12 protein-coding genes are annotated in these 21,442 nt (G+C 56.6%); 9 read left to right on the forward strand and 3 right to left on the reverse strand.

The window, feature by feature from the left end; all coding sequences use genetic code 11:
• Positions 1-87: 87 nt before the first annotated feature.
• Positions 88-906 (reverse strand): alpha/beta fold hydrolase, encoded by an 819-nt coding sequence (locus AC1DVF_RS17355; RefSeq protein ID WP_477782848.1) that lies wholly within the window; start codon positions 904-906, stop codon positions 88-90.
• 186 nt (positions 907-1,092) lie between these two features.
• Between AC1DVF_RS17355 and AC1DVF_RS17360 the strand changes: the two genes are divergently transcribed.
• The 7 genes from AC1DVF_RS17360 to AC1DVF_RS17390 all read left to right on the forward strand — a co-directional run bounded on the left by AC1DVF_RS17360 (position 1,093) and on the right by AC1DVF_RS17390 (position 16,521).
• Positions 1,093-1,542 (forward strand): winged helix-turn-helix transcriptional regulator, encoded by a 450-nt coding sequence (locus AC1DVF_RS17360; protein ID WP_477782849.1) that lies wholly within the window; start codon positions 1,093-1,095, stop codon positions 1,540-1,542.
• A gap of 167 nt (positions 1,543-1,709) precedes the next feature.
• On the forward strand, positions 1,710-3,416 hold the full coding sequence (locus AC1DVF_RS17365) for a ShlB/FhaC/HecB family hemolysin secretion/activation protein (RefSeq protein WP_477782850.1): 1,707 nt from the start codon (positions 1,710-1,712) through the stop codon (positions 3,414-3,416).
• Positions 3,417-3,440: 24 nt separating this feature from the next.
• On the forward strand, positions 3,441-13,826 hold the full coding sequence (locus AC1DVF_RS17370) for a two-partner secretion domain-containing protein (protein WP_477782851.1): 10,386 nt from the start codon (positions 3,441-3,443) through the stop codon (positions 13,824-13,826).
• 2 nt (positions 13,827-13,828) lie between these two features.
• On the forward strand, positions 13,829-14,356 hold the full coding sequence (locus tag AC1DVF_RS17375) for a hypothetical protein (protein ID WP_477782852.1): 528 nt from the start codon (positions 13,829-13,831) through the stop codon (positions 14,354-14,356).
• A gap of 250 nt (positions 14,357-14,606) precedes the next feature.
• A complete protein-coding gene (locus AC1DVF_RS17380; RefSeq protein WP_477782853.1) occupies positions 14,607-15,299 on the forward strand; it encodes a transposase in 693 nt (230 codons plus the stop codon).
• Positions 15,300-15,467: 168 nt separating this feature from the next.
• Entirely contained in the window at positions 15,468-15,824 is a 357-nt protein-coding gene (locus tag AC1DVF_RS17385; protein WP_477782854.1) for a hypothetical protein, read from the forward strand.
• Between the two features lie 205 nt (positions 15,825-16,029).
• The gene (locus AC1DVF_RS17390) at positions 16,030-16,521 is read left to right on the forward strand and encodes a hypothetical protein (RefSeq protein ID WP_477782855.1); all 492 of its coding nucleotides are present in this window, start codon (positions 16,030-16,032) and stop codon (positions 16,519-16,521) included.
• Positions 16,522-16,635: 114 nt separating this feature from the next.
• Here the strand turns inward: AC1DVF_RS17390 and AC1DVF_RS17395 are convergent, their stop codons facing one another.
• The gene (locus AC1DVF_RS17395) at positions 16,636-17,679 is read right to left on the reverse strand and encodes an LLM class flavin-dependent oxidoreductase (RefSeq protein ID WP_077573303.1); all 1,044 of its coding nucleotides are present in this window, start codon (positions 17,677-17,679) and stop codon (positions 16,636-16,638) included.
• 152 nt (positions 17,680-17,831) lie between these two features.
• Positions 17,832-18,317: a flavin reductase family protein gene (locus AC1DVF_RS17400; RefSeq protein ID WP_016987069.1), complete on the reverse strand. Its 486-nt coding sequence runs from the start codon at positions 18,315-18,317 to the stop codon at positions 17,832-17,834.
• Between the two features lie 324 nt (positions 18,318-18,641).
• On the opposite strand from AC1DVF_RS17400, the gene AC1DVF_RS17405 reads away from it, so the two are divergent.
• Together AC1DVF_RS17405 and AC1DVF_RS17410 are read left to right on the forward strand one after the other, a co-directional pair.
• The gene (locus tag AC1DVF_RS17405; protein ID WP_102902122.1) at positions 18,642-20,048 is read left to right on the forward strand and encodes a purine-cytosine permease family protein; all 1,407 of its coding nucleotides are present in this window, start codon (positions 18,642-18,644) and stop codon (positions 20,046-20,048) included.
• Positions 20,049-20,296: 248 nt separating this feature from the next.
• Positions 20,297-21,397: a polyamine ABC transporter substrate-binding protein gene (locus AC1DVF_RS17410; protein WP_186624236.1), complete on the forward strand. Its 1,101-nt coding sequence runs from the start codon at positions 20,297-20,299 to the stop codon at positions 21,395-21,397.
• The last annotated feature ends 45 nt before the right edge of the window (positions 21,398-21,442 follow it).

The following is a 21,442-nucleotide window of genomic DNA, read 5'->3' on the forward strand; positions in this document are numbered from 1 at the left end:
GAAGGGGGCGCCTTTTTCGTGGACGGCATTTGGCAATCAAGGAATCGGACCCAGCGCACGGTGAATCAAATCCAGACGCAATGCCTCTCAGCGTTTGAGAAACGCCAGCAGATCCTCATTCAAGGCCTGCGCATGCGTCACCGCAAAACCGTGTGGCGCCCCGGCGTAAACCTTCAGTTCAGCGCCCTTGATCTGCGCCGCCGCCTGTTTGCCGGTGGTTTCGAACGGCACGATCTGGTCGCCGTCGCCATGAATCACCAGCGTCGGCACGTCGATCCTGGCCATGTCCGGGCGGAAGTCGGTTTCCGAGAACGCCGTGACGCAATCCACGGTGCCTTTGAGCGAGGCCATCAGAGCGATATTCAGCGTTTGCGTGAGCACGCCGTCGGAGACTTTCTGGCCTTGATTGGTGCCATAGAACGGCGCGGCGAAATCGGCGATGAACTGCGCACGATCCTGCAGCAGGCCGGCCTTGATGCCGTCAAACACTGAATTATCGACGCCCTGCGGGAAGTCGGCTTTCTTGCCGAACAGCGGTGTCACCGCGCCCAACAACACCAGACCGGCAACGCGCTCGCTGCCATGCCGGGCGATGTAGCGGCTGACGTCGCCGCCGCCCATGGAAAAGCCCACCAGCGTCACGTCACGCAGGTCCAAATGGTTGATCAGCTGCGCGATGTCATCGGCGAAGGTGTCGTAGTCATATCCGGTCCACGGCTGATCGGAACGGCCGAAACCACGACGATCAAAGGCAATGGTGCGATAGCCACGGCTGCTCAGGTATTCCATCTGGTATTCCCACATGTCGGCATCCAGCGGCCAGCCGTGGCTGAACAGCACAGGTTTACCGCTGCCCCAATCCTTGTAGTAAATCTCGGTACCGTCTTGCGTGGTGAAGGTGCTCATGGAAACTCCTGCGTCAGGGATCGCGAGTGATGCCGAAATGGCGACATTCACTATCAACGCAAAGCGATCCGGCTACTTGTATGCAGGTGCTGGTTTTAGGTCAGCTAGGTCGTGGATCCGCGCCAGAGTTGTATGATGCAACTCAAGGCCGCCCGGTCGCCCACTGAATCGAGGGAGTACGTTTACGTGAAACGCAAAAGTCTGCAGGGCAATGCCTGCCCGGTCGCCCGCACGCTGGACCTGATCGGTGACTGGTGGTCGCTGCTGATCATTCGTGATGCGCTGGATGGCATCCGGCGTTTCAATGATTTCCAGAAGAGTCTGGATATCGCCAAAAACATGCTCAGCGCGCGCCTCAAGGGGCTGGTGGAGCAGGGGATTTTGCAAGCGCTGCCAGCCGCCGACGGCGGCGCTTATAAGGAATACGTGCTGACTGAGCGCGGCAAAGCCTTGCAGACCGTGATCGTCGCGCTGTCGCAGTGGGGCGGAGAATTCATGTACGCGCCGGGTGAGCCGGGGTCGGTGATGGTTGATGCAAAGGATCGTCAGCCGATTCGCAAGCTGGAATTGATCTCGGCAGATGGTCGGTCGCTGGCTCCGGTAGACGTCGCGACGCGGCTGGGTGTTGAACACTGAGAGGCGGCGCTGCTTAATCAGGGTATGCCTCGCGGGACTGCGATCCCATTTGTACATTCCTCGTTACAAACCCGACAAGAGGTCGAAACGATTGTTTGACGTCAAAATGATGGCCATCTAATATCGCGCCACTATTTTGATGTCACTTTCGTATCGAGGGATCGAACATGTCCTCACCCGCCCTCGTGGCGAGGTTGTGCGTAGCGTTGCTGTGCCTGTCTCCACTCCAGATTGCCATTGCGGCCCCTACACCCGGCGACACCGACCTTATCCGTGATCGCCAGAATCGCTTGCTCGAAGAGCAGCAGCGGCGCCTCGAAGAGCTCAAGGATTTGCCCGGCAAAGACGCCAGGCCTGCGCAACCGGCAGCCCCCGCCGACACCCGTTGCTTCCCGATCAAAGACATCGAGCTCAAGGGCGCCGACAGCCTTTCCGAGCGCGACAAGACTCGCCTGCTCAAACCCTACATCGGCGAATGCCTGGGCGTGCCGCGGCTCAACGAGCTGCTAAAGGTCATCACCGATCACTACATCGAGAAAGGCCTGGTGACCAGCCGCGCCTACTTGCCGCAGCAAGATCTGTCCACTGGGCACCTGCAAGTGCTGGTGGTCGAAGGCAAACTGGAAGGCATGAAGGGCGCGGATAACAGCCAGCTCTCTGAGCGCGAACTGGCCATGGCCTTTCCCGGCAAAACCGGTGACCTGGTCAACCTGCGCGAGATCGAGCAAATGGTCGATCAGCTCAATCGTCTGCCTTCGAACCAGGCAAAAATGGAACTGGCGCCCGGCCAGAACGTCGGTGGCAGCGAGGTGCTGGTCACCAACACGCCGCAAAAACCATGGCGTGCCGGCCTGTCACGCAGTAACGACGGCCAGCGCAGCACCGGCGAGCAGCAGTGGGGCACCACGTTTGACTGGGACAGCCCGCTCGGCCTGGCCGATCAGTTGAGCCTGCGCGGCGGTCACGATGCAATGACCGACCACCAGCACACCTCCAACAACGCCATGCTCAATTACAACCTGCCGTGGGGCTGGTGGAATTTCACCTACACCTACAGCCAGAGCGAGTACCGCTCGCAAATCGCCGCCAATGGCTACAACTTCAAACAGACCGGCGACAGCGAAAACCATCAGTTGCGCGCCGAGCGGGTGGTCCATCGTGATGCCGTCAGCAAGACGTCCCTCAGCGCCGGCCTGTCGTACCTGCGCACCAATAACTTCATCGAAGACAGCAAGCTCAAGCTGAGCAGCAACCGCATCAGCGAAGCGCAGTTCGGCATCAACCATGGTCGTCGAATCGGCAGCGCCTTCGTCAACTTCGATGCCGGCATGCAGGAAGGCATCGGTGCGTTCGACGCGCAGGGTAGCCACGACCCTGGTCCGGGTGAACCGGATGCCCGCTACCGCAAATACACCGCGACCTTGAGCTACCTGCAACCGTTCAAGGTGTGGGGCGAATCGTTCAGCTTCAGCAGCCTGATGACCGGTCAGCGCAGTGAAGATGTGCTATTTAGCCCGCAGCGCACCAGCCTCGGCGGATCGTCATCGATTCGTGGTTACAAGGATCAGTCGCTATCCGGCGACAGCGGTGGCTACTGGCGCAACGATCTGCGCTGGGCGCGCCCGGTGACCGCCGAATGGCTGCAACCGGTGTTCGCCGAATACGGCACCAGCCTGGGCTACGACCAGGGCGTGATCCGTGGTGATCGCTACAACGGCAATCAGCATGGGCGCATGTCGAGCAACTCGCTGGAGCTGTTCGCCCGTGGTCAGCACGTGGCTGCCAGCGTGACCTTTGCCCATTCCCTGGAACGGCCGGACGCGCTGACCGAGCGCGAAGCGCCGATCTATTTCCGCCTCGACTTTTTTATCTAAAAACAACTTTTCGAGACCATCGACATGGATGTTCGTCAGTTCGCCTTCCTTGCAGAACAACCGTCTGCGGCCGTGAAAACACGTGAGTCCTTCTTGGGCATGCCCAAACGCGGGTTGGCGTTCCTGTTGGCGAACGTCATGTTCTGGCAACCGATGTGGGCGCAGGCCGACGGCATCGTGGTGGCCAACCCGAACACCTCGCTCGATCGCGCTGGCAATGGCGTGCCCATCATCAACATCGCCACGCCCAATGCCAGCGGCCTGTCGCATAACCAGTTCCACGATTACAACGTCGGTGCGCAGGGGCTGATCCTCAATAACGGCTCGACGCAGAATAATCTCACTCAACTGGGTGGGCACATTGTCGACAACCCGAACCTGAAGAACAGCGGTTCGGCGCAGGCGATTCTCAACGAAGTCATCAGTGGCAACCCGAGCCAGTTGCGCGGTTACACCGAAGTGGCGGGGCAGTCGGCGCGGGTGATTGTCGCCAACCCTTATGGCATTACTTGCAACGGTTGCGGTTTCATCAACTCGCCATGGGTGACGCTGACCACTGGCAAACCGGTGCTCGACAACGGCCGGCTGGATCGCTTTCAGGTTGATCAAGGTTCTGTGGCCATCGAGGGCGCGGGCCTCAACGCGACCAACGTCGACCGTTTTGAAATCATCACCCGCAGCGCAAAGATCAATGCGCAACTTCAGGCGCAGAACCTGACGATTGTCGCCGGTCGCAACGACGTCAATGCACAAACCCTCAATGCCACCGCACGCGCCGAGGACGGCAGTGCGAAACCGCAATTGGCCATCGATTCTTCGGCACTCGGCGGCATGTACGCCGGGGCGATCAAACTGGTTGGCACCGAAGCAGGCGTCGGGGTGAAGCTCGACGGCAAGCTGATTGCCAGCGGCGGTGATATTCAACTCGATGCCAACGGCCAACTGAGTCTGGCCGACACCTCGGCCACCGGCGCGGTCAACGTCAAGGCGGCCAGCCTCGACGCACGCGGCCCGGTTTACGCCGGCACCGCGCTGAACGTGCAAACCCAGGGCAACCTGACCAACCGCCAGACCCTCGCAGCCCGCGACAACCTCATCCTCAGCGCCGGCGGCCAACTGACCAACGCCGGCGCCATCGAAGCCGGCGTCAACGCCGACGGCAGCCGCAATGCCAGCGGCGATCTGAGCCTGACCGCTCAGCATCTGGACAACACCGGCAAGAGCTTGCTCGCCAGCCGCAATCTGACGGTCAACGCCGCCACCCTGAACAACCAGAACGGTTTGCTCAGTGCAAAAAACATCGCCCTCACCGGCGGGTCTCTGGACAACCGCAGCGGTCAGATTCTTGGCGATCTCGGGTTGAATATTGATCTGAGCGCAGCGCTGGACAACCGTGATGGCGTGCTCGGTTCCGGGCGGGCGGTAGACCTCAAAGCCTCCAGTGTCGATAACCGCGATGCCGGCTCGGTGGTCAGCGATGGTGGTCTGACGCTGCGCGTCAGTGGCTTGCTCGACAATCGCAACAAGGGCGAGATCACCGCCAAAGGCGCGACGATCCTGACCGGCCAAAGGCTGGACAACAGCGGCGGCAATTTCAGCAGTCTCAATGGCTTGGTGATTACGCTTGATGATGCGCTGACCAATGCTGGCGGCGTCATCAGCAGTGAAGGTACGCTGACCCTCAACGCCGGGCGTATCGATAACAGCACCGGCAACCTGAGCAGTGCCGGCAAGCTCACGATCACCAGCGCGGGAGTATTGCTGAATCGGGCAGGTTCGATCAGCACCGATAGCCTATTGGCCGTCAACAGTGCAAGCCTGGACAACAGTCAAAAAGGCCTGATCATCAGTAAACAAAACAGCCGGATTGATACTGGCCTGTTCAACAACAGCAATGGTCAACTCCTCGGACAACAAGGCTTGACGCTACGCATGGCGCAAGCATTGAACAACGTCAAAGGTGTGATTTCCGGCGCCTCTGTGGACAGCCACAGCGCCAGTCTCGATAACCACGAAGGCCTGATCAGCAGTCGCGGCGTGTTGCTGTTGACCACCGACAAGACGTTGGATAATCAGTCGGGCACGGTGATTGCCGACGGTCAGCTCTCGCTTACGGCGGGTATTCTGGACAACCGTGGCGGCAACGTCGCCGGCAAATCGGACGTCAGCGTGCTGGCAGAGCACGCCGACAACCAGAACGGTAAGTTGATCGCCACCGGTGTGCTCAAACTCAACGCCGGTCAACTTGATAATCGTCAAAACGGTCTGTTGGGTTCAACCAAAGCCATGACCCTGACCGTGGGTGAAATGGATAACCGTGGCGGCGAAATCAGCACCAACAGCGATCTGCTGCTCACCGGTAAAAAACTCGACAACAGCGATGGCGGCAAGCTGTTCTCCGGCAAGGCGCTGAAGCTGACCATCGATGAAGTGCTCAACCGCAACAAAGGCCTGATCGATGCGGGCACGCTCTTGACTGTGCAAGCGCGTACTCTGGCCAACAACGGCGGTGAATTGCGCAGTCAGCAAACCATGCACCTGACCGCCGACGACGCCTTCGATAACACTCAGGGCAAGGTCAGCAGTGAATCGACGTTGACGGTCGACACTGCACAGATGAACAACGTCCAGGGCAGTCTTTCCAGTGCCGCCGATTTGAAACTGGTCAGCCGTCGTGGCATCGATAACCAGGGCGGCAAGGTTGTTACTGATGGTGCACTCGTCATTGAAAGCGGCAGCCTCGACAACCGTCAGCAGGGCACGCTCAGCGGTAAAGGTGCAGTCACCGTTACCACCGGCGCATTCGATAACAGCAATGGCCTGCTCAGCAGTGCCGACACCCTGAACCTCATCGCCGCTCAGGTCACCAATGCCGGTAACGGCATTATCGGTAGTCAAGGCGCTCTGACAGCTTCGGTCACAGGTCTCGATCAACAGGGCGGCAAGCTGTTCAGCAACACGCGTCTTAGCCTGGATTTGAATCACGGTCAGTTGAACAACGGCGGTTTGATCAACGCCCCCGGCGCGCTGCTGCTCAAACAACTCAACGGCGTCAACAACCAGGGCGGGACGATTTCCAGCGCGGAAGCCTTCACGCTGACCGCGCAAAGTCTGGATAACGGCAACGGCAATCTTTTGAGCAATCAGGGCCTGACTCTGCGCATTGCCGCAGCACTGGATAACGTCAAGGGCATGATCGGCGCCGCTTCCATTGATGTCCGCGCGGGAAGCGTGAGCAACGGCGGTGGTGGCCTGGTCAGTCGAGGCGATCTGGACATCACCGTCGACGGCCAACTGCGTAACGACGCCAGAGGGTTGATCAGCGCTGCACAAACGCTGCACATCGACAGTGCCGAGATCAATAACCGCAACAGTGGTTTGATCAACAGCAAAGGCAACCTGACGCTGAAGGCGACCGGTCTTGACTCCAGCAACGATGGCGAAGTCTCCGCCAACGGTGACGTTGATCTGACACTGACCTCGTTGACCCAGAACGGTGGGCGACTGCTGAGTGACAAATCGCTCACCGTGGATCTGGCCAGCGGCGACCTCGACAACCAGAACGGTCTGCTCACCGCCAAAGGCCCGCTGACCCTCAAGCGCCTGCGCGATCTGAGTAACCAGAACGGCGAAGTCTCCAGCAACCTCGGTTTTGACCTCATCGCCCGAACGATAAACAACAGCGCCGGTAAAATCATCAGCGGTGAAAAGCTGCTCGTACGGGGCACCGGACTGATCAACCAGAAAGGCCTGCTGTCCGGCTGGCAAGGGCTCACGGTCAGCGGCGACAGCCTCGATAACCGCGACAGCGGCACGCTATCCAGCAAGTTCGCCGATGTCACTGTTGATCTCAAGGGGGCGCTACTCAACAGCGGCGCGGGTGCCGTGGTCGCTCAGGGCAATCTGAGCGTCAATGCTGGCAGCGTCGATAACAGCGACAAGGGCAACCTTAGCAGTGGAGCAGGGCAGACCCTGACGCTGGCTGGTGCGCTTAATAACAATCAGGGCGGCCTGATTGCCAGTGCTGCGGCGCTGGATATCGTCAGCACGGCGTTCAGCAATATCGGCGGCGTGATCAATGCAGAGCAGGTCTTCAACGCCACCGCATCGAGCCTCGACAACCGTGGTGGACAGATCGCCAGCAACGATGCAATCACCCTCAACCTGAGCGGTGAGCTGAACAACAACACCGGTAAACTCGCGGCTGCCGGCCCGCTGCTGATCAAGGGTGTAACCGATCTGAATAACCAGAACGGTCAGCTCGCCAGCCAGAAAAATCTGGACCTGCGTACCGGCTCGCTGGACAACAGCAACAAGGGCACCGTCGCCGCCAATAACCAATTACTGATCACCGCCTCGGGCGCCGTCAGCAACAATGCCGACGGCCTGATCTACAGTAAAAGTGCCGATGTGCAACTGCACGCGGCCAGGCTGCTTAACGGCAAAGGCGCGATCCAGAGCGACAGCGCGCTGACTCTGGAAATCAGCGGCGATTTCGACAACCAGAGCGGCAAAGTCATCGCCCAGAACGGTGATGTGCTGATCAAGGCAGCCAACATTGATAACCGTGGCGGTACGCTCGCCAGCATCAAGGGTGCACTGGAAGCGCGCACGGTTGGTGTTCTGCGCAATGGTTTCGACCTGAACAACAACCGTCAGGGTGGCATCATTCAGGCGCAGAGCCTGACGCTGTCGGCATTGGCGGGCCTCAACAACAACGGCGGACGGATCTCGGCGCAAGCGGCAGACAGCAGCATCACCACGGCTGCGCTGGATAACAGCGCTGGTGTGCTTTACGCGAAAGGACTGCTGGGTGTTACCGGCGCGAGCCTCGATAACAGTGGCGGACAGATCGCCGCCGAGCGCATCGACTTCGGCCTCAGCGGTGCGCTGCGCAATGGCGCGGGCGTCATCGAAAGCGACACACAACTGAGCGTCAAAGCGGGAACGCTCGATAACCAGAACGGGCGCCTGCGCTCGCTGGGCGTCACCGGCAAGACCGAATTTCAGATTGCAGGTTTGCTCGACAACCGCAATGGCGTACTGGAAACCGCTAACACTAACATGACCCTGGCGGTCGGCAGCTTCCTCAACAGCGGCGGGCAGCTCAACCACGTTGGGCGCGGCAAGTTCGATATCTCCACAGCCAATGTGCTGGGCGCGGGTGGCAGCATCGTCACCGGTGGGCTGCTGGAACTCAATGCCGATAGCTGGAACAACACCAGCGCGATTCAGGCCGGTCGCCTGAACGTGAACGTGCGCGAATTCAGCCAGAGCGCCAGCGGCAAACTGCTGGCTTCGGAGTCTTTGCAGGCTCGGGGCGGCAACTGGACCAACAACGGACTCATCGCCAGTGATGGCACCCTCGACATGCAGTTGGGCGGTGTTTATGCGGGCACCGGCCGCTTGACCAGCCTGCGTGGCAGCGAACTGACCGTCGCACAGATGAACATTGGTGCAGGCGGCAGTTTCGCTGCAGGCGCGACATCGACCCTCCGCGTCGGTGGGCAACTGCTCAACTCGGGACGCATATCATCTAGCGAAGATCTGACCGTCAACGCCGGCAGCGTTGTCAACTACGGCAGCCTGGGTGCAGCGCAGAACCTGTCCATCAACACGCCATCGTTGCTCAACGATCGCGGGCTGATTTTCAGCGGCAATGACATGACGCTTCGCGTTAATACATTGACCAACCAGAGCGGTGATTCCTACAGTCTGGGCAATGTCCTGATCGGCGGGTATGGCGGTGCGGCAAGGGCTGCCGGGGTCTACAACATTTCCGGCTCGATGGAGAGCGTGGGCGGGTTCACGCTCAATGCCGATGTGTTCGAGAACCGAACTGAAGGCCCGACGACGGTGGCTGAACGCAAGCTGATATCGGGGTATATCGCGGCAAGCTGTGGCGACTGCGTCGGAGGTACTTTCAGCAACTTCCTCACTTCCCGTGAGATTTATGAAAGTGTCGACACTGACGTCAGTGCCTCTGCCGTTCTAAACGTCGGCAAGGATTTTGTGTTCCAGGGAGGCACGTTTCTCAACAGTAAAAGCACCGTGGCAGCCGGTGGCAACGTCGATATTAACGCCGTGAGCCTGAAGAACATTGGCGCAAAAAGCGGAACTATCGAAGTCACCCGCAATTACGCCTTTGAGATGGGGGGCGGCAGCACGGAAAATTTCATGGCCGACTACGTTGCGCCTTACAACCAGCACAACAACCCCGATTTTCCGTATGTGTATTACCTCGCCCCTGATAGCACGGTGCGCAAAGCCATCGCGAAATCAGGCAGTAAAAGGGAGGGCGGGCGAGACGGAGAGACCTTTCGAGTCGTTATTCTCACAGACAGTGAAACAGGCGAAATCGTTAGTGATCGCAAGTATGGTCGGGGGCTATCGGGGCTGAAATATGGCTTTGAAACCTCGATGCCATCGCTGTACGACCCCAATAACCTGGTTGCGTTACCGAGCGAACTGGCGCCATACCAGCAAGGCGATGCCATCGAGCTACCCACTGACAGCACCGGCTCCACCGGTACAGTCACCAGTCGCAACGCGGTCATCCAGGCGGGCGGCAAAGTCTCGATCACGGCCACCCGGGAAGTCGAAAACAGCGTTATCCATGAGGACTACAGCTCCGCTGGCGGTACTAACAAAATCGCCGACACCAACGTCGGCAAGAGTGGCACCACCGTTGTCCGCATCAACAGCCAATTGCCGCCAGATCTTGCGCAGCAGCAAGTCAATCCGCTGAGCTTGCCGGGCTTCTCCCTGCCCACCGGTGAAAACGGCCTGTTTCGTTTGAGCGGGCAGGGCAGCAGCACCGCGTCGTCCGGCAACGGCCCAGCGCCGACCTGGACTGTCGGCGGTGGCGCGATCAGTGCTCAGGACCATGTGGCCGTCGCGACCACTGGCGGTCCGCGCAATCTGTTTATTGACGCGCCGGCTCAGGTCTCCGACAGCACCCGCGCAGTCGATACATTCCGTCGCACGCCGAGTGTTGGCAGCGACGCCAAAGACTCGATCGACAACCGCCCGGTGACCCGCGTCGCCGGCCTGCCGGACACCAAGGCGCCGTCCAGCGCGCACAAATACCTGATCGAAACCAATCCGGTACTCACCGACCTCAAGTCGTTCATGAGCTCCGACTACCTGCTGGAAAAACTCGGTTATGACCCCGACCAGAGCGCCAAGCGCTTGGGCGACGGTCTCTACGAACAACGCCTGATCCAGCAAGCCGTCACCGCCCGAACCGGCCAGGCTTTCCTTGATGGCCAGACCTCCAACGAGGGCATGTTCAAGTACCTGATGAACAACGCCATCGCCAGCAAGGACGCACTCAACCTGTCGGTCGGCGTCGGTCTCACCTCGCAGCAAGTCGCGGCACTGACCCACGACATTGTCTGGCTCGAAGAGCATGAAGTGAATGGCGAAAAAGTGCTGGTGCCGGTGGTGTATCTGGCGCAGGCCAATGGCCGTTTGGGCCCGACCGGGGCATTGATTGCCGGTAATGATGTGACGCTGATTGCCGGTGAGAACCTGGACAACGTCGGGACGTTGAAGGCGACGAATAATCTGTCGGCGACGGCGGGTAAGGATCTGGTTAACAGTGGATCGATCGAGGCTGGCAATCGTCTGGATCTGTTGGCAACCAACAACATCGTCAACAAGGCTGGCGGAATCATTGCCGGACGCGATGTCAGCCTGACCACGCGCACGGGCGATGTGATCAACGAAAGGACAATCACCTCGTCCGACAACAGCACCCGATTTGGCACTCAGCAACATGACTATGCCGATAGCGCGGCACGGATCGAGGCAGCCAATGACCTGACTGTCGAAGCGGCCAAGGATATCAATATCGTCGGCGGCGTGATGGCGAGCGGCCGCGACATGGCGTTGAACGCCGGTCGCGACATTAACGTGTCGTCAGTGCAAGTCAACAACAGCGTATATCTGGACGCGAAGCACAACCGCAGTGACGTCACTCAACTGGGTGCCGACATCGATGCCGGGCGTGACTTCAAGGCCGACGCCAAGCGCGACATCAATATCATTGCCAGTGACATCGATGCCAAGCGTGATGTGGCGATGAAAGCTGTCGAAAACATGGTGATCACCTCGGCGGCGGATGAGGAGCACTCGCTGTCCAAAAACAAAAAGGTGACACGCCAGGAAGACCATGTCAGTCAGGTCATGTCCGGCATTACCGCGGGCGGTGACGTCAGACTGGATGCGGGTAAAGACCTGAGTGTGATTTCCAGTCGCGTTACTGCAGGAGACGAAGCCTATCTGGTTGCGGGTGACAACCTGCAAATCCTGGCCCTGCAGGACACCGATTACTCCCTGTATGACAAGAAGAAAAAGGGCAGCTTCGGCAAGCTGAAGATGCAGCACGACGAGGTGACCGACAACAAGTATGTCGGCTCCGAGATCAAGTCTGGCGGCGATCTGACGCTCAAGAGCAAGGGCGATCAGCTTTATCAGGTTGCCAAGCTTGAAAGTGGTAACGACATCACCCTGGACAGCGGTGGGGCGATCACCTTTGAAGGTGTCAAAGACCTTCACAATGAAAGCCACACCAAGACCAATAACAACGCCGCCTGGGTCTCTTCAAAAGGTCGCGGCAACACTGACGAAACCCTGCGCCAGACCCAGATGATTGCCAAAGGCAACATCGTGATCAAGGCCGTTGACGGTCTGAAAATCGACATCAAGGATGTGAACCAGCAGTCCGTCAGCCAGACCATCGACAGCATGGTCAAGGCTGACCCGCAGTTGGCATGGTTGAAAGAAGCCGAGGCGCGGGGGGATGTGGATTGGCGGCTTGTGAAGGAGATTCACGAGTCGTTCAAATACAACAACTCGGGGCTTGGTCCGGCATCGCAGATGATCATCGCGATCGTCATGGCCGCCGTCGTCGGACCGGCTGCCCTGACAGCGTTGAGCGGAATGGGCACGTTCTGGGCCGCAACCTTTGCTGCTGTGGCTACCGGAGCGGCTACGAATGCCACGACAAGCTTCATCAATAACGGCGGAAACCTTGGAGCGGTGTTCGCGGACGTGACTTCATCCGATGCGCTGCAGGGCTATGTGATTTCCGGGCTGACGGCCGGATTGATGTCTGAATATCTGACCAAACTAACCGGCGTGAAATTCGACGCGAACGGCAAATATGCCGGGACCTCATTAGCTACGTGGGAAGGTGTAAGCAAGTTCGCGGGAAGCCAGATCCTTCAAGGCGGTACTTCTGCGCTGATCACCAAGGCAGTGGGCGGCGATGCAGATATTGGTGATCTGCTGCAAACCGCGCTTTTCAATACAGTAGCTGCGTTCAGCTTTAACTTGGTGGGTGATCTCACACAAGGTGTGGTCGATGATGGTTCTGCGAGCAAAGTCATCATTCATGCTGCGGTTGGCGGGTTGTTGTCGGAAATGACCGGTGGGGATTTTGCGACTGGCGCGTTGGCGGCTGGTGCGAATGAGGCCCTCGTTAAAGAGATGAGCAGTTGGTTCAAGGGCAATCCAAATTTATTGCTGATGGGGTCGCAAATTGTTGGAGTTCTTTCGGCTACCGCTTTAGGTAATACAGATGCAAGCACGTTGCAACAAACGGCTTGGATTACCAATAACGCGACTCAATTTAACTTTTCTGGGCACCAAGAACTAGACGATTTTGAAAACTCCGCACGCACCTGCGAATCAAAAGGAACTTGCGAAAAGGTCAAAAAAGATATTCGAAATCAGTCGGTTGCAGATGATGATGCTCTTGCCTCTTTGTGTAAAATCAGTCCAGAACAATGTGTTCAGTACTATGGTGATTTACTCCACGATCGATACAGTCTGCAAGAACGCCTCGCGCATATGTATTTCGACGATAATATTCCTTCGATGTTCAAGGAGGATCTGCATCGCTTGCAGCTCCAAAATAACTCCGCTATTACGACATTGACTCAAGCGCAGTCACAGTTGGACTTGATAAATAGAGGGGTTTCACCTGAGAAAGCCGGATGGCTTAGTGATCTGTTAGCGGTCATGGGGGGAATGCTGGGTGGAGGTAAGGGCGGAGGAAAATTAACGAGTACAGTTTGGGATAAGGTCAAACCTACTGACCCTTCGTTGCGTGGTACATCGATCCCGAAATCGTTTGAAATTTCTACAGATGGTGGTAGTTTCTGGGTTCATCCAAATGCCACTAAGCATATGGAAGAGTTTTTGACGCGCAATGGGCTCTCGCATTCATCTTCCTTGGCTAGCCAAGCGATGCTGAGCAGTTTCCAGATTGCTCTTAACAACGCTGCAGCACAGGGAATTAAATATGGGGAGGTAATGCAGGTGGGGCGATGGGAATTGATTATCAGCGCTGGTCGTCCCGGAGAGCCGCTTCCGGTAGTTAAACATGCACTTTATAAATAATCATGCTGAAAATTAATAGTATTGGTGAGTGTGAAGACAATGTTGTCGAAGTCGATGAATACGTGCCTTTGACAGTTCGGTTTGGGTCGGGCCGCGATGCGTCGCCCCTCTATTGGCGTGCGGGCAATGGTAAGGATTCTCTTTTGGAAGTCGGTTTAAGTGCCTCCACTGGGAAAATTGTAAGTGTAACTGTTGTAACTATTCATTCTGTGGCATTGCAGCATTACGAATGTCAGGCGAAAAGTTGCGCGTTTGATGTCGGGGTTCCGCTTTTTTGTGTGGATGGGTGGGCGAGTGGTGAAAGTTATTCAAATAGATTTTTAGATGATTTCAGTGTTGGATTTGATCTGTTTGTGGATGCCGATAGAGCTTGTATCGTCTTTGATGTGCAGCAGGACATTGTTCAGTTAGTAAGAAATGGTTCAGTGAGTTTTGGGGTTTCATCAAGCGGTGAATTGTTATCGATTGAAGTGTCATGCCTGGACCTTGATAAAATGGCTTTGTTGAAAAGTTTTACCTCTTGCGGATAAAGATGAAAGAGGCAGACACCGAAGGGGCTTAGCAAATCGCCTCCAGCTAGAGTCATCCGGGATCGGGTAAATGGGGACAAGGGGAAATGGGAGCAGACCCTGAGGAAAGGGTACTGAGGAAAGGGTAAAGGGGGTAAAGGGGACAGACCACGTTTAATGTAGTTGACTGCAACAATACGTAAAAATTTGCCGTCATTTGTGCTGTGCGGCCCGCTAAGCTTTCAGTTCGACCAATTGAAAGGATTCATCGATGCCGCGTAGACCCCGAGTTTTGATACCAGGCGTACCATTGCACTTGATTCAGCGAGGAAACAATAGATCTGTCTGTTTTTTTACCGAGGAAGATTACCTTTTTTATTTGGAGCTTTTGGTCGAGCACGCTTCTAAAAATAATTGTGATATTCATGCGTGGTGCTTAATGACCAATCATGTTCATTTGTTAGTCAGTCCTCATAGTGCCAACAGCGCAAGCCTGCTGATGAAAGGTGTCGGGCAGCGATACGTTCAATATATAAATCGTACGTATAGTCGCAGCGGAAGTTTGCGGGAAGGCCGGTTTCGTTCATGCCTTGTTGAGAGTGAACAATATTTGTTGTGCTGTTATCGATACATCGAAATGAATCCCGTCAGAGCGAAAATGGTAAATCATCCGGCAAAATATCGCTGGTCAAGTTACCGTGTTAACGCACAATCAGAGCGGTCGCACATTGTTACCCCTCATGCTCAGTATTTGGCGCTTGGAGGGCAGGGCGGGCAGCCGGCAAACGCTTACCGCGAACTGTTCAAAAATGACTTAGAGTCAGAGTTGGTTGACCAGCTTCGTGACGCGACCAATGGAAATAATGTTTTTGGCGGTTCAAAGTTTGCTGTTGATGTCGAGGCAATCATCGGTCGTCGCGTGCAGCGAGGGAGCCCGGGGCGGCCAAAAAAATCGACCATCTAGTGAAAATGTGGTCTGTCCCCATTTTTTCAGGATTGGAAAACGGTTATTGGATCTCGGTGAAAAATGGGCAACCGATTGACCCGGCGACAGGCGGAACCGGCACGAGAGGACATACACATGTGCCTTTGGCACCTGATACCTTTCCGCCAAAAAGATGAGGTGGTAATAATGATTGAACAGAGAGATTTGGCTGAGTTTAAATCAGCAATTCTTACAGGCGTGATTGTCGGAATAGGATCGTTTGTTCTGATTTTTGATAATGGTGTGTCAGTGCTGATTCAGTGCCCCTTCGCCTGCGGTGATGAGGGGGCGTTGAAACATGGGCACGGCGAACATCTTCATAGTGCTGTCGTCCTTTTTGAACTATTGAATCGTTGTGTGAAAGAGGCGGGTTTAGAAAAAGGAGAAAAGTTAGTAATAACGTTTGATGATCGTAAGTTGCTTGAGATAATTCCTGAGGAAAATGGTCTTGAATCTTATGTTCTCACAACTCGACATGGAATTTGTCCCGTTTCAATCAGTTAGGAGGGCTTGAGGGTAAATGGGGGGCAGGCCACGATTAGAAAGAACTCCGAAAACGTGGTCTGTCCCCGGTTTCTCCCGGTTTCTCCGTTTTCTCTCAGGCTAGAAATTTTCTTGTGTTAGCGGGTTTTGTTTGTGAAATCACGTCTGATTTTCCTGGATATGAATAGAAATCTGGCGATGAGAGCAGTTTTTTCGGAGGCGGGCTATGAATCAACAACAGCAGGACTTGATGATTGATCTGGTGTCGCATCGGATCTCAAAAGACTGTTTTCTTGAGTCTCTATTTGAGGGTGGGGAGATCCCAGAAGATTACCTGCGTGCTGAGCTCGAAACTGCGCTTGAAATTAAAGACGCTGACAGTGTGGAATGCTTGCTGATATTCGGTGCGGTGTTCGGTTTCACTCAGGGTTGTGCGGATGTGTTATGCCGTTTACTCGTTGAAGACTGGCACATCAGTCACGAGAATATTGCAAGGGAATTGAAGGGGTTCAGATACTCTGGGGCGGTCGACTATTTATTCAAGACGGCGCTGACCTGCTATCCGTATATCGCTTCCGAGCATGCTCTGGGTGTGAAATGCCTTTATGCTTTACACGAGATTGGTACCGATAAGGCTAGAGAAAAATTGCGATTGCTGACCAAAGTTGATAACGCTGAAATGTCCGAGCATGCACGCCGTTTATTGGCGCGAGTGTGATGTTGCTTTAAAAGTGGTTGAGTTCGCAGGCAGGAATATGCATTTTCCCATTTAAAAGAAAAAGCCCCGAACTGCTCGGGGCTTTTTTATTTGGCGCAGGCAATCAGCAGTGACTCAGCGAAAAGCCGGCACCACATGCTTGATAAACAGCTCCAGCGATTTCTTCTTCTCCTCATGTGGCAAGCTGTTGTCACACCAGAAACTGAACTCATCCACCCCCAGTTCCTGGTAGTACTTGATCCGCGGAATGATCTCTTCCGGCGTACCAATCATCGCCGTCTTGTGCAGGCTTTCCAGCTCAAACTCCGGACGTCCGGCAAACTTCTCTTCCGGGCTCGGTGCGAGGAAGCCGTTGACCGGGGTTTGCTTGTTGCCGAACCACGCATCGAAGGTGCGATAGAAACGTGAGATCGCTTTTGCGCCAACTTTCCAGCCATCCGGATTGTCAGCGGTGTGCACGTGAGTGTGGCGCAGCACCATCAGTTGCGGACGCGGCACATCCGGGTTGTTATCCAGCGCAGTCTGGAACTTGTTCTTCAGGTCGAGGACTTCTTCGTCGCCCTTCATCAGCGGCGTGACCATCACGTTGCAACCGTTAGCCACTGCGAAGTTGTGCGAGTCGGGGTCGCGGGCGGCGATCCACATCGGCGGGTTAGGCTGCTGGATCGGTTTTGGCACGCTGGTGGAGGTGGGGAATTTCCAGATGTCGCCGTCGTGTGCGTAGTCGCCTTGCCACAGGGCGCGGACCACAGGGACCATTTCCCGCAGTGCCTGGCCACCGCTGGAGGCAGGCATACCGCCGGCCATGCGATCGAATTCAACCTGATAGGCGCCACGGGCCAGGCCGACTTCCATGCGACCGTTGCTGATGACGTCGAGCAACGCGCATTCACCGGCAACGCGCAACGGGTGCCAGAACGGCGCGATGATGGTGCCGGCGCCGAGGTGGATGGTGGTGGTTTTGGCGGCGAGGTAGGCGAGCAATGGCATCGGGCTTGGCGAGATGGTGTATTCCATGGCGTGGTGTTCGCCGATCCACACGGTGCTGAAACCGCCGGCTTCGGCCATCAGGGTCAGTTCGGTGAGGTCTTCGAACAGTTGGCGGTGGCTGACGCTTTCGTCCCAGCGTTCCATGTGGATGAACAGGGAAAATTTCATGACGCTTCCTCGGATCTTTTGTTGTTGAGGCTACAAAACTTGTAGGAGTGAGCCTGCTCGCGATGGCGGTGTGTCAGAAAACATATCGACATCGGATAAATCGCTATCGCGAGCAGGCTCACTCCTACAGTTGATTTGTGCGGGGCTGACGATCAGGCCAGGACGGGCAGGGCGCCCATCTTGCCGTGGCAATACACCAGCGGTCCGGCGATTTGCTCGGGAACGATCAGGTTCTTCACCGCGCCGACCATGATGGCGTGGTCGCCGCCTTCGTATTCGCGCCACAGCTCACACTCGATGATAGCTGTCGCGTTGGCCAGGATCGGGTTACCCAGTTCGCTCAAGGTCCATTCGATGCCTTGCGCCTTGTCCTTGCCTTTGCGGGCGAAGGCGTAGGCTTCGCTTTGCTGTCCGCCGGAGAGAACGTGAATGGCAAAGCGCTTGTTCTTGATCAGCACCGGGTAGGAATCAGAGCTGTAGTTGGGGCAGAACAGCACCAGCGCCGGGTCCATCGACAGCGAGCTGAACGCACTGGCCGTCAGGCCGACGATCTGGCCGTCATCGTCCAGCGTGGTGATAACGGTTACGCCGGACGGGAACGAGCCCATGACTTGTTTGTAGATGGCGGCATCGATCATTGGTCGGTCCTCGGGTGTGGTGCTGCTGTTTTTATGTGTTTGTTGGTCTGATGGTATACCAGTATTCGATCTTTGCAAGGCCTTTTAAGCTGAACCGATAAACGTGCCGCGTTCGTCGGAAACTCAGTATTTACGGGGCTTTCGGCTGGTATGCAGGCCACGGTTTCAGCGAGGATGGTGTATCAGCTGGCGCCGTAAACTACGGATCAGTCTTGTGAATTGTTTGGAATACCATAATATGGTCTGCATCTGAGGGGCGGCCACAGAGTCCCCCCGGTTTGGCTTCATACAACGATAAGAACAGACAAACTCGAGTTCATGCATATGTCCCAGATGTCCCGGCAAGATCCGTTGATCGAGAACCATACGGTCGACTACGTCCCACTCGCGGAACGCCACGGGAAGGCCCGCGACCTATTCACCCTTTGGTTCAGCACCAACATTGCGCCACTGCCCATCGTCACCGGCGCAATGGTGGTTCAGGTGTTCCATCTCGATTTGCTCTGGGGGCTGCTGGCGATTGCGCTCGGGCACATGATCGGCGGCGTGGTGATCGCGCTGGCGTCGGCGCAAGGTCCGCGCATGGGTATTCCGCAAATGGTCCAGAGTCGCGGCCAGTTCGGGCGTTACGGCGCGCTGCTGATCGTGTTCTTCGCCGCGCTCATCTACATCGGTTTCTTTATTTCCAACATCGTCCTGGCGGGTAAATCCATCGTCGGCATTGCGCCGTCTGTGCCGGCGCCATTGAGCATTCTGATCGGCGCACTGGCGGCCACGGCGATTGGTGTGATCGGCTACAACTTCATTCACACGCTGAACCGCATCGGCACTTGGGTGATGGGCAGCGCGTTGCTCGCCGGGTTCATCTATATCTTTGCCCATGACTTGCCGGCGGACTTTCTCACTCGCGGCAGTTTTAACTTGTCCGGCTGGCTGGCGACGGTATCGCTGGGGATCATCTGGCAGATCAGTTTCTCGCCGTACGTGTCCGATTACTCGCGTTACCTGCCGGCGGACATTGGCATTGCCAAGCCGTTCTGGGCGACTTATCTGGGAGCGACGCTGGGCACGATTCTGTCGTTCAGCTTTGGCGCCGTTGCGGTGCTGGCGACCCCGGAAGGCACCGAAGCGATGGTCGCGGTCAAGCAATCGACCGGGTGGCTCGGGCCGATTCTGATGGTGTTGTTTCTGCTGAATATCATCAGCCACAACGCGCTGAATCTGTATGGCGCGGTGCTGTCGATCATCACCTCGATCCAGACCTTCGCCAGCCAATGGACGCCGAGCATCAAGGTGCGCGTAGTGTTGTCGAGCGTGGTACTGGCGGGTTGCTGCGTGGTTGCGTTGGGTGCATCGGCGGATTTCATTTCCGAGTTCATCGGTTTGATTCTGGCGTTGTTACTGGTGCTGGTGCCGTGGGCGTCGATCAACCTGATCGACTTCTACCTGATCAAGCGCGGCTGCTACGACATCACCTCGATCTTCCGCGCTGATGGCGGGGTTTACGGGCGCTTTAATCTCCACGCGATCATTGCCTACTTCATCGGCATTATTGTGCAGTTGCCATTCGCCAACACCTCGCTATACGTCGGGCCGTACGCCAATCTGGTCGAGGGCGCGGACTTGTCCTGGCTGGTGGGCCTGGTGGTCACCGTGCCGTTGTATTACTGCCTGGCCACACGCGGCCAGACTCAGCAAAGCAGGGCGGCGAGATTGGGTTACACCGACTGAGCTGATCCGTTACTCGACAATGCCCGGCCAAGTGCCGGGCATTGTTGTTTCCGCATCCCGGCGGTCAATCAAATTGGCCACATCTATCCCCTTTTGGCCCATCCCCCACTGTGCTGCGGCTACGCTGTCAGCAAGAATCAAAGCCATAACCAGACGCTGAACCTTTTTACCCTTGGCTACCTTTACAGCCGCTGCCGTGTACAGAACATAAAAACCATCGAACTCACGCTGCCTTTTGGGGAACAACCATGGTCACGATGAAACGCATTCTGGGTGCCACTGTGTGTGGGCTGACGCTGCTGGCCGGCGCTGTCCAGGCTGAGCAACGCGAACTGCGCGTGTACAACTGGGCGGACTACATCCTGCCGTCCGTGCCCAAGGATTTCGCTGCAAAAAGCGGCATCAAAGTGACCTGGGACACCTTCGACACTAACGAATCCCTCGAAGCCAAGCTGCTGACCGGCAACTCCGGTTACGACCTGGTGGTGCCGTCGAACCAGTTCCTCGAAACGCAGATCAAGGCTGGCGTATTTCAGAAACTGGATAAATCGAAACTGCCGAACTGGAGCCATCAGGATCCGGAACTGTTGAAACTGCTGGGCAAGAACGATCCGGGCAACCAGTACGGCGTGCCTTACATGGTCGGCACTGTGCTGATCGGCTTCAACCCGGCCAAGGTCAAGGCTGCACTGGGCGACAACGCGCCGGTCGACAGCTGGGATCTGGTGTTCAAACCGGAGAACATGGAAAAGCTCAAATCCTGCGGCGTGGCGATGCTTGACTCGCCGACGGAAATCCTCCCGTTGGCCCTGCATTACCTGGGCCTCGACCCGAACAGCCAGAACCCCGCCGACTATGAAAAAGCCAAGGAGCTGATGCTCAAGGTTCGCCCGTACGTGACCTACTTCAACTCGGCCAAGTACATGACCGACATCGCCAACGGCGACATCTGCGTGGCGATCGGTTACTCCGGCAGCTTCTATCAGTTCGGCAACCGCGCCAAAGAGGCGAAAAACGGCGTAGTGGTCGACTGGCGTCTGCCCAAGGAAGGCGCGCCGATCTGGTTCGACACCTTCGCGATTCCGAAGAGCGCGAAAAACGTCGCCGAGGCGCATGAATTCCTCAATAACCTGCTCGATCCGAAAGTGATCGCACCGATCAGCGACTTCCTCGGCTACCCGAATGCAAACAAGGATTCGATGCCGCTGATCAACAAGGAAATCACCGGCAACCCGAACCTGACACCGACCCCCGAAGCGCTGAAAAATCTCTACGTCGTGCAGCCATTACCGCAGAAGCTCGAGCGCGTGCGTACGCGGGTGTGGACCAACATCAAGTCCGATAAGTAACACGATCCCCTGTAGGAGTGAGCCTGCTCGCGATAGCGGTCTGTC

The organism is Pseudomonas sp. P4_D7, from assembly GCF_056401755.1.

Bases quoted from the DNA above. Each gene is read 5' to 3' on its own strand.
- AC1DVF_RS17355 (WP_477782848.1), bottom strand. From the start codon at position 906: ATGAGCACCTTCACCACGCAAGACGGTACCGAGATTTACTACAAGGAT.
- AC1DVF_RS17365 (WP_477782850.1), top strand. From the start codon at position 1,710: ATGTCCTCACCCGCCCTCGTGGCGAGGTTGTGCGTAGCGTTGCTGTGC.
- AC1DVF_RS17370 (WP_477782851.1), top strand. From the start codon at position 3,441: ATGGATGTTCGTCAGTTCGCCTTCCTTGCAGAACAACCGTCTGCGGCC.
- AC1DVF_RS17375 (WP_477782852.1), top strand. From the start codon at position 13,829: ATGCTGAAAATTAATAGTATTGGTGAGTGTGAAGACAATGTTGTCGAA.
- AC1DVF_RS17380 (WP_477782853.1), top strand. From the start codon at position 14,607: ATGCCGCGTAGACCCCGAGTTTTGATACCAGGCGTACCATTGCACTTG.
- AC1DVF_RS17385 (WP_477782854.1), top strand. From the start codon at position 15,468: ATGATTGAACAGAGAGATTTGGCTGAGTTTAAATCAGCAATTCTTACA.
- AC1DVF_RS17390 (WP_477782855.1), top strand. From the start codon at position 16,030: ATGAATCAACAACAGCAGGACTTGATGATTGATCTGGTGTCGCATCGG.
- AC1DVF_RS17395 (WP_077573303.1), bottom strand. From the start codon at position 17,679: ATGAAATTTTCCCTGTTCATCCACATGGAACGCTGGGACGAAAGCGTC.
- AC1DVF_RS17400 (WP_016987069.1), bottom strand. From the start codon at position 18,317: ATGATCGATGCCGCCATCTACAAACAAGTCATGGGCTCGTTCCCGTCC.
- AC1DVF_RS17405 (WP_102902122.1), top strand. From the start codon at position 18,642: ATGTCCCAGATGTCCCGGCAAGATCCGTTGATCGAGAACCATACGGTC.
- AC1DVF_RS17410 (WP_186624236.1), top strand. From the start codon at position 20,297: ATGGTCACGATGAAACGCATTCTGGGTGCCACTGTGTGTGGGCTGACG.